Consider the following 13,087-nt stretch of genomic DNA (forward strand, 5'->3'; position numbering starts at 1 on the left):
GCGCGGACCGCTACATTGACCGCCTATGAAGGAGCGTCACCTCGGGCGGAGCGGGCTGCTGGTGTCCCGGCTGGGTCTCGGCACCATGACCTGGGGCCAGGACACCGACCCGGACGAGGCGGCGGCGCAGCTCGTCGCGTTCGCCGACGCGGGGGGCACCCTGGTCGACACCGCCGACGTCTACAACGGCGGCGCCGGCGAGCGGATCCTCGGCCGGCTGCTGCACGACGTCGTCGACCGGGACGCGCTGGTCATCGCGACCAAGGCGGCGATCAGGCCGAACGGCCGCTACGACGGCTCCCGCCGGCACCTGCTGCGCGCCCTGGACGCCTCCCTCGACCGGATGGACCTCGACCACGTCGACCTGTGGCAGCTGCACGTCTACGACCCGGCGACGCCGCTGGAGGAGACGCTGTCGGCGCTGGACGAGGCGGTCGCCTCCGGCCGCACCCGCTACGTCGGCGTGTCCAACTACGCCGGCTGGCAGGTCTCCAAGGCCGCCGCCTGGCAGCGCGCCTGGCCGGGCCGGGCGCCGGTGGTGTCCGCGCAGATGGAGTACTCGCTGCTGCGCCGCGACATCGAGCGGGAGGTCGTGCCCGCGGTGCTGGACGCGGGGGCGGGCCTGCTGCCGTGGTCGCCGCTCGGCCGCGGCGTCCTCACCGGCAAGTACCGTACCGGCATCCCCGCCGGGTCGCGGGCCGCCGCCCCGCACTTCGCCGAGTTCGTCCAGCCCTACCTGGACGAGGAGTGCGCCCGCATCGTGGAGTCGGTGGTGACCGCCGCCGAGGGCCTCGGCCGGTCCCCGCTCGCCGTGGCGCTGGCGTGGGTCCGCGACCGGGAGGGCGTGGCCGCGCCGATCGTCGGCGCCCGCACCGCCGCGCAGCTCCGCGCGATCCTGGAGAGCGAGGACCTCACGCTGCCGAACGAGATCCGGCACGCGCTCGACGACGTCTCCGACGTCTCCGAGTCCGCCCCGCAGCCGTGATCCGCGACCGCCCCGTGGTTCGTCCCCGTGTTTTCTCCGTGACCGCCGGGACCGTCCGTGGCACGCTCGGGACGGTCCACCGCCAGCCGTGAAGCCGCGACGGGAAGCCCGTGACCGACAGCCCTGACCAGACCCCCACCCCCGCCGAGCGGGCGGCGCGCGCCGCCGAGGCCATGCGCGCCGCCGAGGCCGCCGCGGAGGCGCTCGACAGACGCCCCGCGGACCCCGCACCCGCGCCGCCGCCGCCCGGGCCGAACCCCGCCCCGGGCGAGGGGCTGCGGGCGCTCACCGCGCTCTTCGCGGAGACGAGCGTGCCCGCCGCGCTCGCCGCACCCGCCGCCACCCGCCTCGGGCCGGACGCGGCGCGGCTGCTGCGCGCCGACCCCTGGCGGCTGCTGCGCGTCCCCGGCGTGCAGCCGCGGCAGGCCGACCACTTCGCCCGCGCCCTCCTCGGCGAGGACGCCCGGCCGGACGACCCCCGCCGCGGCGCCGCGCTCGTCCTGCACCTGCTGACCGAGGAGGCCCGCGCCGGGCACACGGTCACGCCCGCCGCCGACGTGCTGTCCGGGCTGGGGCGGCTGGCGTTCCCCGACCCGCGCGCCGCCGTCGAGGCCGCCCTGGACGAGGCGGAGGTCCTCTCGCTCACCGAGGAGCCCGAGTTCGACGAGGAGGCCTTCGGCGAGGACGCCGAGCCGCCCGAGCCCGAGGAGACCCTCGGCCCGGCGCGGTGGGCGCTGGCCGAGGAGGCCGCCGCCGAGGGCCTGCGGCGGCTGACGCTCACGGCGGTGCCGCTGCTGGACGACGCGGCCGTCAAGACGCTGCGCGACGGGCTGCCCGAGGACCGCTCCCTCGCGCTCACCGCCGCGCTGCGGACAGGCGTGAGCATCCTGCGGGGCACGCCGGACGGCCTCGCCCGCACCGCCGCCGAGATCGCCGCCGCGGCCGCGTCGCAGGGGGTCCGCACCGCGATCGTGACGCCCACCGACCGCGCCGCCGCCGATCTGGCCGCCGCGGAGGGCGCGCTGGACCCGGACGCCGTCACGGTCACCAGCCTGCACCGCCTGCTGGAGCCGCGGGACGACCCGTCCGCCGCGCCGGGCGCCGTGGTCTACGGGCGGGGCGAGCAGCGCCCCTTCGACCTCGACCTGGTCATCGCGACCGACGGCGCGGCGCTGGACGTCGAGCTGTGCGCGGTGCTGGCCGAGGCGTGCCCGGACGGCGCCCACCTCGTGCTGTGCGCGGAGGAGGGCGCCCCGCCGCCGGCCGGCCCCGGGCGCCCGCTGGACGACCTGGAGGCGTCCGAGACGGTGCCCGTCGTCGCGCTCGGCGCCGAGCCGCCGTCCGGCCCGCTCGGCACGCTGGCCGAGGCGGTGCGCGGCGGCGAGCTCATCGCCGTGGACGCCCCGGGGCGGGAGGTCGTCGTGGTGCCCGCCGACGGCGCCGCCGAGGCGGTGCACCGCGCCGTCCAGCTCGTCGCCGACTCGATCCCCCGGGCGTTCGGGCTCGACGCGGGCGACGTCCAGGTCGTCGCGCCGGCGGCGGGCGGCGAGGCGGGCGCCGCCGCCCTCAACGCCGCGCTCAAGGCCCGGCTGAACCCCGGCCCCGGCGCGTTCCGCGGCATGGACCCCGGCGACCGGGTGGTCGTGGCCGCGCCGCTCCCGCACGCCCCGCTCGGCGAGACGGGCGTGGTGACCGGCGGCGGCCCGCACGGGCTGGAGGTCGCCTTCCCCGGCGGCGACGCCGTCATCGCCCCCGCCGACGCGTCCCGGCTGCGGCACGGCTGGGCGGTGACCGCCGCGCTGGCCCGCGGGACGCGGCGGCCCGCCGTGGTCGCGGTCCTGTCCGGCGGCGGGCTGACCCGGCCGCTGGTGGCCACCGCGTTCGGGCTGGCGCTGCGGCACCTGTCGGTCGTCCAGGCGGCCGGACCCGCCCTGGCCAGGGCCGTCCGCGAGGGAGGGTCGCCCGCGCGCCGCACCAGGCTCGGGAGACTGGTGGTCCAGTGAGGTAGGACGGGGGGAAAGAAACCCGCGTGCCGTGGTTTACGCACCCGCCCGTATGGGACACGATGACGGCAGGGTCAGGAAACAGAATACGGTTCGGGTGGAGGAGCGACATGCCCCAGCGGCTCAGGCGGCTCGGTACGGCGTCGGCGGCGGTCTCGGCGGGGGCGCTGGTGCTGCTCCTCTCCACCCCGGCGGAGGCCGCCGCGGCGGAGACGTGCAAGAAGGGCGTCGACCCGGAGAGCACGATCGAGAACTGGAAGTGCAACCTCGGCAACCTCCGCGAGGCCCTCACCCCGAAGAGCCCCACGCCGACGCCGAAGCCCACCCCGTCCAAGACCGTCCGGCCCGCCCCGGAGAAGACCTCGGTGAAGAAGCCGGGCAAGGCACCCGCCAAGGCCCCGCGCAAGCCGTCCCCGAAGCCGCGCGGCGGAGGGGACGCCCCCGTCCCCATGACGGGCGCGGAAGGGCTCAGGCCGTACTCCGGGCAGGCCCCCCCGGCGCAGTCCGGGCTGCCCGGCGTGCTGCCGACCCCCGAGATCGCCGCGAACCCCAACGCCTACCGGTACGCCTCCACCGGCACGGCCGCGGTGCCGCAGACGCGGCTCATCTCCCCCGTCGCCGCCTCCGGGGCCGACGACGGCCGGATGCTCCTCGTCGCCGCCGCAGCGGGCGCCGCCGGCGCGGTCGGGGCCCTCAACGTCAGCGTCGCGGGCCGCGCGCTCCGCCGCCGCCGCGAGGCCCGCTGAGGGTCACGCCGGAAGGATCACGCGGACGTGCGGCCGGGGGGTGCGGTCACGTCGACGGGGCGCCGACGGAGTGCAGGCCGCCGTCGACGTGGACGATCTCCCCCGTCGTGGCGGGGAACCAGTCCGACAGCAGCGCCGCGCACGCGCGGGCCGTGGGCTCGCTGTCCTTGATGTCCCAGCCGAGCGGGGCCACCTGCGGCCACATGTCCGTCATCCCCTCGAAGCCCGGGATGCTCTTGGCCGCCATCGTGGCCAGCGGCCCCGCGGCGACCAGGTTCACCCGGATGCCCTGCGGTCCCAGGTACTTGGCCAGGTAGCGGGCGCACGACTCCAGGCCGGCCTTCGCCACGCCCATCCAGTCGTACACCGGCCACGCCTTGCTGGCGTCGAAGTCCAGCCCGACGACCGAGCCGCCCTCCTTCATCAGCGGCAGGCACGCCATCGTCAGCGACTTCAGCGAGTACGCCGAGGTGTGCACGGCGGTCGCCACGTCCTCCCACGGCGTCTCCAGGAAGTTGCCGCCGAGCGCGGTCTGCGGCGCGAAGCCGATCGCGTGGACGACGCCGTCCAGGTGGTCGAAGCCGTGCTCGCGCAGGTTCCCGGCGAGCGCGCCCAGCTGGTCGGAGTCGGTCACGTCGAGCTCCAGCACCGGCGGCGGGGAGTCCGGGCCGGACGGCAGCCGCTTGGCGGTCCGCTGCGTGAGCGTGGGCCGCGGGTAGGCGGTCAGCGCCACCTCGGCGCCCTGCTCCTGTGCGATCCGCGCGACGTGGAAGCCGATCGAGGCGTCGGTCAGGACGCCGGTGACCAGGATGCGCTTGCCCTCGAGGATTCCCATGACTGTCAGTGCCCCATTCCCAGGCCGCCGTCGACCGGGATCACGGCCCCGGTGATGTAGGCGGCGTCCTCGCCGGCCACGAACCGGACGGCCTTGGCGATCTCTTCCGGCTTCGCGATCCGCCCCAGCGGGATCGCGGCGGTGATGGCCTTCTGCTGGTCCTCGCTCAGCACCGCGGTCATGTCGGTGTCGACGAACCCGGGCGCCACCACGTTCACCGTGATGCCCCGCGACCCGAGCTCGCGGGCCAGCGAGCGCGCGAACCCGACCATGCCGGCCTTGGACGCGGCGTAGTTGGACTGCCCCGGCGAGCCCATCAGCCCCACGACCGAGGAGACCAGCACGATCCGCCCGGAGCGCTTGCGCATCATGCCCTTCACGGCGCGCTTGGCCACCCGGAACGAGCCGGCCAGGTTGGTGTCGAGGACGGAGGTGAACGCGTCCTCGCTCATGATCGCCAGGAGGGTGTCCTTGGTGATCCCGGCGTTGGCGACGACCACCTCCACCGGGCCCTGCTCGGCCTCCACCTTGGCGAAGGCCGCGTCGACGTCCTCGGCGCTCGTCACGTCGCAGCGGACGCCGAACAGGCCCTCGGGCGGCTCGCCCGACCGGTAGGTGACCGCGACCGCGTCGCCCGCCGCGGCCAGCTCGCGGGCGATGGCGAGGCCGATGCCCCGGTTACCGCCGGTCACGAGGACAGAGCGACTCATCACTACCCTCTCGTTGTGGTCGTGGGTGACTGCTGCACGACACTAGCGGCCCCGGGCGGGCCGTGAAGATGTGCCGAACCGACAAGATCCCCTCACCCGGGTTTGTTCGGGGCCGCGCGCGGGCGCGGAGGGTAGGTTGCGGAGGGTGCATGACATCGATCCCGCCTTCACCGCGCTGCCGCTACGCGCGCTCGCCGACGCGGCCCTGTCCCGCGCCAGGGAGCTGGGCGCCGAGCACGCCGACTTCCGGCTGGAGCGCATCCGCAGCCAGACCCTCCGCCTGCACGACGCCGCGCTGGAGACCGCGCTGGACGAGGACGACGTCGGCCTGTCGGTCCGGGTCGTCAAGGACGGCACCTGGGGCTTCGCCGCCGGCATCGACCTGACCCCGGACGGCGCCGCGCGCGTCGCCGCGCAGGCCGTCGAGGTCGCCGGCGTCGCCAGGGCCGTCAACCGCGAGCCGATCGCGCTGGCGCCCGAGCCCGTGCACGGCGAGCGCACCTGGGTCTCCGCCTACGACATCGACCCGTTCGACGTGCCGACCGCCGACAAGATCGCTCTGCTGGCCGGGTGGAGCCGCCGGCTGCTCGGCGACGACCGCGTCGACCACGTGGACGCGACGCTCCTGCAGGTCAAGGAGAACAAGTTCTTCGCCGACCTCGCCGGGACCGTCACCACCCAGCAGCGGGTCCGCCTGCACCCGGTCGTGAACGCCGTGGGCCTCGCCGGCGGCCTGTTCGACACGATGCGCACGCTCGCGCCGCCCGCCGGGTACGGGTGGGAGTGGCTGTCCGGCGAGCACTGGGACTGGGACGGCGAGCTCGCCCGCATCCCGGAGCTGCTCGCCGAGAAGCTCGCGGCGCCGTCGGTCGACCCGGGCGTGTACGACGTCGTCGTCGACCCGTCCAACCTGTGGCTGACGATCCACGAGTCGATCGGGCACGCCACCGAGCTGGACCGCGCGCTCGGCTACGAGGCCGCCTACGCGGGCACCTCGTTCGCCACGCCCGACAAGCTCGGGGCGCTGCAGTACGGGTCGAAGGTCATGAACATCACCGGGGACCGGACGGTCGAGCACGGCCTGTCCACCATCGGCTACGACGACGAGGGCGTGGAGACGCAGTCGTTCGACATCGTCTCCGAGGGGCTGTTCACCGGGTACCAGACCGACCGGCGCATCGCCCGCCTCACCGGCGCCGAGCGGTCCAACGGCTGCGCGTTCGCGGACGCGCCGTCCAGCATGCCGATCCAGCGGATGGCGAACGTGTCGCTCAAGCCCGCGGAGGGCGGCCCGTCCACCGACGAGCTGATCTCCGGCGTCGAGCGCGGCATCTACATCGTCGGCGACAAGAGCTGGTCGATCGACATGCAGCGGTACAACTTCCAGTTCACCGGCCAGCGCTTCTACCGGATCGAGGACGGGCGCCTCGCCGGGCAGCTCCGCGACGTCGCCTACCAGGCCACCACCACCGACTTCTGGAACTCGATGGAGGCCGTCGGCGGCCCGCAGACCTACGTGCTCGGCGGCGCGTTCAACTGCGGCAAGGGCCAGCCGGGTCAGGTCGCGCCGGTCAGCCACGGCTGCCCGGCGGCGCTGTTCCGCGGCGTCAACATCCTCAACGCGCTGAAGGAGGCGGGCCAGTGAGCACGATCAGGCCGCAGGAGGCCGTCGAGCGGGCGCTGTCGCTGTCGCGCGCCGACGACTGCGTCGTCATCGCCGACGAGGCGACCACCGCGAACCTGCGGTGGGCCGGCAACACCCTCACCACCAACGGCGTCACCCGCTCCAGCCGCCTCACCGTCATCGCGCTGCGCCGCACCGCGGACGGCGTCGCGGCGGGCGTGGTGTCGCGGTCGGCGGTCGGCGCCGGCGACATCGAGGATTTGGTCCGCGCCGCCGAGGCCGACGCCGCCGGCAACGAGCCCGCCGAGGACGCCCGCCCGCTGGTCACCGACGGGCCGGCCGGCGCGGCGTGGGACGACGACCCGGCCGAGACCGGCATCGGCGTGTTCGAGGGGTTCGCGCCCGCGCTCGGCGAGGCGTTCGCCGCCGCCGAGGCCGGCGACCGGCGCCTGTACGGGTTCGCCAACCACGTCCTCACCTCCTCGTTCCTCGGCACCTCGACGGGGCTGCGGCTGCGGCACGACCAGCCGTCCGGGCTGCTGGAGCTGAACGCCAAGGGCGCGGGCGGCTCGGCCTGGGCCGGCGTCGGCACCCGCGACTTCACCGACGTCGACGTCCCCGCCCTCACCGGCGACCTCGCCCGGCGGCTGCAGTGGGGCGAGCGGCGCGTGGACCTGCCCGCCGGGCGCTACGAGACGATCCTGCCGCCGTCCGCCGTCGCCGACCTGATGATCTACCTGTACTGGTCGGCGGGCGCGCAGGACGCGCACGACGGCCGGACGGTGTTCAGCGCCCCGGGCGGCGGCACCCGCGTCGGGGAGAAGCTCGCGAACCTGCCCGTCACGCTGTCCAGCGACCCGGCCGCGCCCGGCATGGAGTGCGCCCCGTTCGTCATCGCGCCCTTCTCCGACCGCGACTCGTCGATGTTCGACAACGGGCTGCCGCTGCAGGCCACCGACTGGATCGGCGACGGGACGCTCAAGGCGCTCACCCAGACCCGGTACTCGGCCGAGATCACCGGGCTGCCGGTGACCCCCGCCATCGACAACCTGGCGATGAGGGGGCCGGACGGCGGCGCCTCCCTGGAGGAGATGGTCGCCCGCACCGAGCGGGGGCTGCTGCTGACCTGCCTCTGGTACATCCGCGAGGTCGACCCGCAGAGCCTGCTGCTGACCGGCCTGACCCGCGACGGCGTCTACCTGGTCGAGGGCGGCGAGGTCGTCGGGGCGGTGAACAACTTCCGGTTCAACGAGAGCCCGGTCGACCTGCTGTCGCGGCTCGCCGAGGTCGGCGCGACCGTGCCGACGCTGCCGCGCGAGTGGTCGGACTACTTCACCCGGGCCGCCATGCCGCCGATCAGGATCGGCGACTACAACATGTCGACGGTGTCGCAGGCGTCCTGACGGCCCGAGACCGCGCGTCCGGGGCTCGCTCTGTGTCCGGGGGCCCGGGCCCCGGACGCCGGGCCCCGGACGCGGCAGGTCGCGGTCAGGCGTCCTCCAGGCGGAAGCCGACCTTCATCGTGACCTGGATGTGGGCGACCTCCCCGTCCTGGATGTTCCCGCGGACCTCGGTCACCTCGAACCAGTCCAGGTGCCGCAGGGTCTGCGAGGCGCGCCGGACGCCGTTGCGGATCGCGGCCTCGACGGACTCCGGCGACGTCCCGACGATCTCGGTCACCCGGTACGTGCGATCGGTCATCTCTTCCTCCCGTTGTTTCGGCCCTGCGGCGAAGTTCCGGCCCGTTTCCGAGGTTTGACCCGTACCGCCGTAGCAGGCCGGACCCCTTGGGCTTACCGTGGAATCGTGAAGGTCAATCACCACGACCACCGGGAGCCGGCGGTCTACACGGTCACCGACGCCCCCCGACCCATGTCGGAGGACATCGGCAACCGGCAGCGGCGCTACCTGATCTCCATGGGCGTCCGCACGGCCTGCTTCCTGGGGGCGGTGGCCGCCGCCGTGGCCGGCGCGCCGTGGTGGCTCGCGCTGCTCATGGTGGTGGGGGCCGCGGTGCTGCCCTACGTGGCGGTCATCTTCGCCAACGGCGGGCGCGAGCCGACGGCGTCCGCGTCCTTCGACGACCCCGAGCGCCGGGCACAGAAGCCGGTTTCCGGACAGCGACCGGAAATCCGGTCGTGACATTCTCTTGACTAACCGCGGGGGGTTTCGGTGTACGATTTGTACCGGCGCTCTGGTCCCCCGTCGGAGCGCCCGTGCCGGTGTTCCGGGCCCCCGTCGGAACACCGATGATGCGGCGCCGGGTGGATTGCCCCCGTATCCACCCGGCGCCGCTTTTCATTGTCCGGGCACGTGGGAGGGCCTCCGCGGAGCCGGGAACACCCTCCCCGTGACCCGCGCCTGACCGTCCACCGGGACGAGGGCACATCCTGACGAAAAAGCAAGCACGCAGCCGTGGCCTGGTCCGGCCACGGCCCGAAACCGGGTGACCCCGAACCTTTCGCCTCCGGATCCGTGCGGGGCGCGGTGTCCCCGGACGGACACCCTCCGTCAGAACCTCCCGGCCACCGACCGATCCGATCCGGGCCGTGGTGCGTACTGCTGTGCGGTGACAACCGTCCCCCGCGCCAGAGGGGAGGTCCCGTGGAACCGGGATTCCGGCTGGAGGGCCGCTACCGCATGGAGCACCGCGTCGGCCGGCGCGGTCCCGCCCAGGTGTGGCGCGCGCACGACGAGCTGCTGGCCCGCGGCGTCGCGGTGACGATGGTCACCGTCCCGCGCGCCGAGCGGCGGGCGCGGCGGCGCCTGCGCGACGCGGCCCGCGCCGCCGCGGCGCTCACCCATCCGGGCATCGTGACCACCTACGACTACGGGGAGGCCGAGGACCCCGGCGGCGGCGCGCTGACCTACGTCGTGACCGAGTACCTGAACGGCGAGTCGCTGACGGCGCGCCTCACGCGCGGCCTGCCGAACCCCCAGGAGGCGGCCGGCGTGTGCGCGCGGATCGCCGACGCCCTGGCCGCCGTCCACGCCTGCGGAGTCGTCCACGGCGATCTGAGGGCCGGGCAGGTGTTCCTCACCGCGGGCGGCGTGAAACTCCTCGGCCTCGGCGTCGCCGGCCCGGCCGCGGAGGCCGCGGGCGAGGGAGCCGGGGAGGCCCTCCAGGGCCGGGACGGGCCGGACGAGGAGGCGGGGCGGGCCGCGGACGTGCTCGCGCTGGGCGCGATCCTGGCGGCGTGCCTTCCCGAGACGGCGGACGGGGAGCCGCCGGACGGGGCGGTGGCGGACCTCGCCGGCCTCGCGGCCCGGTGCCGCGCCACCGATCCCGCCGCACGGCCGCCGGCCGCCGAGGTGGCGCGCACGCTGGCGGAGCAGGCCGGCGAGATCCCCGTCCTCCCCCTGCCCGCGGACGCCGCCGACGCCGCGCAGGCGGCGGACGCAGCGGACACCGGGGAGCGGGCACCCGCCCGGCGCGGGCCGGGAGGCGCCCGGCGCGCGGGCGTGCTCGGCGCCGCCGCGGCGGCGCTGGCGCTCGCGCTCGTGCCGCTCGCCGTGACCATGTCCGCGCTGCCGGACCCGGCGGCGGGCGGCGTCACCCTGCCCCTGCCGCCGCGCCCGTCCGCCGAAGGCCCGCCCGACCCGGAAGGGGATCCGAGCACCCGCCGGCCGGGACCGCCGACCCGGACGGCGAGCCCGGCGGTCCCGGCGGCGGACGCGCGCACGGCCGTCGTGGGCGCCCTCGCCCGGCTGCGCCGCGCGATCGACGTGGGGATCGCCCGCGGGGAGGTCGGGCCGCGGTTCGGCTCCGACCTGGCCACCGAGGTCACCACGCTGCTCAACGAGGTGGACCAGGGCCGGCCCGTGGACCTCGGGCGGCGGGTGGCGCGGCTGCGCGCGTCCCTGGACGGGCGGACCGCGGACGAGGTGTCCCCGGCGCGCGCCGCCGGATTCGCCGCTCTGCTCGCCGAGGTGCCCGTTCCGCCCTCCTGACCGCCCGCGACCCAGTCCGGACCCGCCGAAACCCTTGACGGAAGACGCTGATGAGACGAACATCACACCTGGCCCCGCCGAGACAGATCATCAATGTGTCTCACCCGCGGGCCGTCGAGACATGGCGCGACGCGGCCCGGCGCCCCGCTCGTCCGGGCCCACCGGGAAACGGAGAACGGCGATGAGCGGACACGACGACGTGCCCGACTGGGCACCCCGGAACCTGCCGGAGCCGGGCGACCCGGAGACGCCCTACACCTTCCTCGGGGCCTCGCAGCCCGGTGGAGCGCCCGGGCCGCACGGCCCCGGCGCGCGCCCCGCCGGTCCGGGGCCCGGCGGGGCGGGGCCCGGCGGGGCGGAGGCGCCCTTCGACGCGTTCAGCCGGCCCGCCCGCGCGTCCCGCCCGCCGGGGCCGGCGCACGCCGCCGCCAAGCCGCCCCGGGGGCGGTGGCTCCCCTGCCGGGGACGGCCGCCGAGGCGCGTCGGCGGCATCCTGCTCGGGCCGCTCGCGGGCGCGGTCGGCCTGGTGCTGCTGACCGGCCTCGGCGCCTACGCGGTCGCCGCGGCCGGCGACGACTGCTCCGGCGACGACGCCCTCACGCTCACCGTGGCGGCCGCGCCGGACATCGCCCCCGCGGTCATCCGGGCGGCGGGCCGCCTCAACGACGCCAAGAACGAGGTCGACGGGCGGTGCGTCCGCGCGCGGGTGCGGGCCACCGAGCCGGCGGCCGTCGCGACCCTGCTGTCCGGCAAGGGGGTCGCCGGCGTCACCGAGAAGCCGGACGTCTGGATCCCCGACTCCTCGCTGTGGACCAAGCTCGTCGGCACCTCCGACAGGCCCGGGGCGGCCGGGTCCTTCACCGACCTCGGCGGCATGGCCTCCTCCCCCATCGTGCTGGCGATGCCCCGCGGGCTCGCGACGCAGCTGCGCAACCTCGGCGCGCCCGAGCAGCCGTCCTGGAAGGATCTGCTCGCCGCGGCGGGCGCCTCGGACTCCGGGCAGGACCCGGACGCCGGCGGCGGCGTCATCCCGGCGCGGCTGTTCCGGCTCCAGGTCCCCGACCCCGACCGGAGCGCCACCGGGATGGGCTCGCTGATGCTGGCCGGCGCGCTGCTGGCCGACTCGCCGGGCGGCCAGGCGCGGTTCGCCGGCGTGGTCCGCACGATCCGCGAGGGCATCGCGGCGTCGGTCCCGGCGGAGTTCGCCGCGTTCGGCAAGGGCGACACCGACCGCTACCCCGTCGCGCTGGCCCCCGAGCAGGCGGTGTTCTCCTACAACGCGCGCCGTCCTGCCGAGCAGGCCGTCGCGGTGTACCCGGCGGAGGGAACGGTCTTCCTGGACCACCCCGTCACCGTCCTGTCCCGGGACGCGGCCAAGGCCGGCGCGGCCCGCCTGCTGCGGCGGGCGCTGTCGGACCGGGCGACCCGCGACGACGTCCAGCGGCTGGGGTTCCGCACCCCCGGCGGCGCCGCGCCCGCGGCGTTCTCCCCCCGGACCGGCCTGAACCCGCGCGCGCCGAAGGCGCTGCCGCCGGCGCCCGCCGCCGACGTGCGGCGCACCATGCAGTCGTGGGCGCAGCTGTCGCTGAGCATCAGGATGCTCAGCATCATCGACGTGTCCGGGTCCATGGACCAGCGGCTGGTGCCGGGCGTCACCCGGCTGCAGGCCACGGTCCGCACCGCGCAGGGCGGGCTGTCGCTGCTACCGGACGACAGCGAGCTCGGCCAGTGGGTGTTCTCCACCAAGCTGGAGGGCGACCAGGACTGGCGCGAGCTGGTCAGCGTCGGACCGCTCGGCGAGCGGCTCGGCTCCGCCACCCGGCGCCAGCAGATGCTGAGCGCGTTCGCGCAGATCCGGGTGAAGAAGCGCGGCGACACGGGCCTGTACGACACGGTCATGGCGGCGTTCGACTACATGAAGCGGACCTACAAGCCTGAGTACGTCAACTCGGTGCTGCTCTGGACGGACGGCCGCAACGAGGACCCGGGCGGCCCCTCGCTCGCCGAGACGCTGGACCACATCCGCCGCGAGTACGACCCGGAGCGCCCGGTCCTCATCAACATGTTCGGCAACGGCGGCGACGTGGACGTCAACGAGCTGCGGCAGATCGCGCGGCTCACGCGCGGGGACGCGTACGTGGCCGAGACCCCGGAGGAGGTGCAGGCGCTCTTCCTCAAGGCGCTGTCCCAGCGGGTCAACCCCTGACCTCCGCGGCCCCTCTCCCTCGTAGTT

The 13,087-nt window shown here is 75.6% G+C and carries 11 protein-coding genes; 8 read left to right on the forward strand and 3 right to left on the reverse strand.

Annotated elements, in window-relative coordinates:
* The first annotated feature begins 25 nt into the window (after positions 1-25).
* From ABGB11_RS12030 to ABGB11_RS12040, 3 genes are all read left to right on the forward strand, one after another.
* The gene (locus ABGB11_RS12030) at positions 26-985 is read left to right on the forward strand and encodes an aldo/keto reductase (protein WP_347631871.1); all 960 of its coding nucleotides are present in this window, start codon (positions 26-28) and stop codon (positions 983-985) included.
* A 110-nt stretch (positions 986-1,095) separates the two neighbouring features.
* Complete coding sequence (locus ABGB11_RS12035; protein WP_347631873.1) at positions 1,096-2,988, forward strand: helix-hairpin-helix domain-containing protein; 1,893 nt, start codon at positions 1,096-1,098, stop codon at positions 2,986-2,988.
* A 110-nt stretch (positions 2,989-3,098) separates the two neighbouring features.
* Positions 3,099-3,734 carry a hypothetical protein gene (locus tag ABGB11_RS12040; protein WP_347631875.1) on the forward strand — a complete coding sequence of 212 codons (636 nt, stop codon included), beginning with the start codon at positions 3,099-3,101 and terminating at the stop codon, positions 3,732-3,734.
* Positions 3,735-3,780: 46 nt separating this feature from the next.
* Here ABGB11_RS12040 and fabI read toward each other — a convergent pair whose 3' ends face one another.
* Entirely contained in the window at positions 3,781-4,569 is a 789-nt protein-coding gene (gene fabI / locus ABGB11_RS12045) for an enoyl-ACP reductase FabI (protein WP_347631877.1), read from the reverse strand.
* Positions 4,570-4,574: 5 nt separating this feature from the next.
* Positions 4,575-5,279, reverse strand: coding sequence for a beta-ketoacyl-ACP reductase (locus ABGB11_RS12050; protein WP_347631879.1), 705 nt, complete (start codon positions 5,277-5,279; stop codon positions 4,575-4,577).
* A 145-nt stretch (positions 5,280-5,424) separates the two neighbouring features.
* Here ABGB11_RS12050 and ABGB11_RS12055 point away from each other — a divergent pair, with 145 nt between their 5' ends.
* Positions 5,425-6,924: a TldD/PmbA family protein gene (locus ABGB11_RS12055; RefSeq protein WP_347631881.1), complete on the forward strand. Its 1,500-nt coding sequence runs from the start codon at positions 5,425-5,427 to the stop codon at positions 6,922-6,924.
* A 5-nt stretch (positions 6,925-6,929) separates the two neighbouring features.
* Positions 6,930-8,306 carry a metallopeptidase TldD-related protein gene (locus tag ABGB11_RS12060; protein WP_347631972.1) on the forward strand — a complete coding sequence of 459 codons (1,377 nt, stop codon included), beginning with the start codon at positions 6,930-6,932 and terminating at the stop codon, positions 8,304-8,306.
* An 85-nt stretch (positions 8,307-8,391) separates the two neighbouring features.
* On the opposite strand, the gene ABGB11_RS12065 is transcribed toward ABGB11_RS12060, so the two are convergent.
* A complete protein-coding gene (locus tag ABGB11_RS12065) occupies positions 8,392-8,604 on the reverse strand; it encodes a dodecin (protein WP_021599222.1) in 213 nt (70 codons plus the stop codon).
* 105 nt (positions 8,605-8,709) lie between these two features.
* Between ABGB11_RS12065 and ABGB11_RS12070 the strand changes: the two genes are divergently transcribed.
* The 3 genes from ABGB11_RS12070 (at position 8,710) to ABGB11_RS12080 (ending at position 13,060) form a co-directional block, all read left to right on the forward strand.
* The gene (locus ABGB11_RS12070; protein ID WP_347631883.1) at positions 8,710-9,045 is read left to right on the forward strand and encodes a DUF3099 domain-containing protein; all 336 of its coding nucleotides are present in this window, start codon (positions 8,710-8,712) and stop codon (positions 9,043-9,045) included.
* Positions 9,046-9,507: 462 nt separating this feature from the next.
* The gene (locus tag ABGB11_RS12075) at positions 9,508-10,854 is read left to right on the forward strand and encodes a protein kinase (protein ID WP_347631885.1); all 1,347 of its coding nucleotides are present in this window, start codon (positions 9,508-9,510) and stop codon (positions 10,852-10,854) included.
* Positions 10,855-11,035: 181 nt separating this feature from the next.
* A complete protein-coding gene (locus tag ABGB11_RS12080; protein WP_347631887.1) occupies positions 11,036-13,060 on the forward strand; it encodes a substrate-binding domain-containing protein in 2,025 nt (674 codons plus the stop codon).
* Positions 13,061-13,087: the final 27 nt, after the last annotated feature.

The organism is Actinomadura sp. B10D3 (assembly GCF_039871695.1).
GTDB classification, from domain to species: domain Bacteria; phylum Actinomycetota; class Actinomycetes; order Streptosporangiales; family Streptosporangiaceae; genus Spirillospora; species Spirillospora madurae.